Raw genomic sequence first — 850 nt, 5'->3', positions numbered from 1 at the left:
AACGGGTATTGGCGGTATATGGAGTTAAAAGATGACCATCTACATTACTGAGCTAATAACAGGCCTGCTGGTAATCGCAGGCCTTTTTATTTGGGGGAGAGGGAAGTCATGAAAAAACTAACCTTTGAAATTCGATCTCCAGCACATCAGCAAAACGCTATTCACGCAGTACAGCAAATCCTTCCAGACCCAACCAAACCAATCGTAGTAACCATTCAGGAACGCAACCGCAGCTTAGACCAAAACAGGAAGCTATGGGCCTGCTTAGGTGACGTCTCTCGTCAGGTTGAATGGCATGGTCGCTGGCTGGATGCAGAAAGCTGGAAGTGTGTGTTTACCGCAGCATTAAAGCAGCAGGATGTTGTTCCTAACCTTGCCGGGAATGGCTTTGTGGTAATAGGCCAGTCAACCAGCAGGATGCGTGTAGGCGAATTTGCGGAGCTATTAGAGCTTATACAGGCATTCGGTACAGAGCGTGGCGTTAAGTGGTCAGACGAAGCGAGACTGGCTCTGGAGTGGAAAGCGAGATGGGGAGACAGGGCTGCATGATAAATGTCGTTAGTTTCTCCGGTGGCAGGACGTCAGCATATTTGCTCTGGCTAATGGAGCAAAAGCGACGGGCAGGTAAAGACGTGCATTACGTTTTCATGGATACAGGTTGTGAACATCCAATGACATATCGGTTTGTCAGGGAAGTTGTGAAGTTCTGGGATATACCGCTCACCGTATTGCAGGTTGATATCAACCCGGAGCTTGGACAGCCAAATGGTTATACGGTATGGGAACCAAAGGATATTCAGACGCGAATGCCTGTTCTGAAGCCATTTATCGATATGGTAAAGAAATATGG

General features: G+C 47.8%; 2 protein-coding genes. Both read left to right on the top strand.

The window, feature by feature from the left end; translation table 11 throughout:
- The first annotated feature begins 108 nt into the window (after positions 1–108).
- Positions 109–549 (top strand): recombination protein NinB, encoded by a 441-nt coding sequence (locus J5M71_RS26030; RefSeq protein ID WP_000736903.1) that lies wholly within the window; start codon positions 109–111, stop codon positions 547–549.
- Positions 546–850, top strand: a 305-nt coding sequence (locus tag J5M71_RS26025; RefSeq protein ID WP_154294454.1) for a phosphoadenosine phosphosulfate reductase family protein, incomplete at its 3' end; no start/stop codon positions are given. The genes J5M71_RS26030 and J5M71_RS26025, both read left to right, overlap by 4 nt.

Origin of the sequence: Pseudomonas sp. 43(2021) (assembly GCF_017490805.1) — a bacterium.
Taxonomy (GTDB): Bacteria; Pseudomonadota; Gammaproteobacteria; order Pseudomonadales; family Pseudomonadaceae; genus Aquipseudomonas.
This window is presented reverse-complemented; position numbering and strand designations above follow the sequence as displayed.

Excerpts from the sequence above, each read along its gene's own strand:
- J5M71_RS26030 (WP_000736903.1), top strand. The coding sequence starts at position 109 with ATGAAAAAACTAACCTTTGAAATTCGATCTCCAGCACATCAGCAAAAC.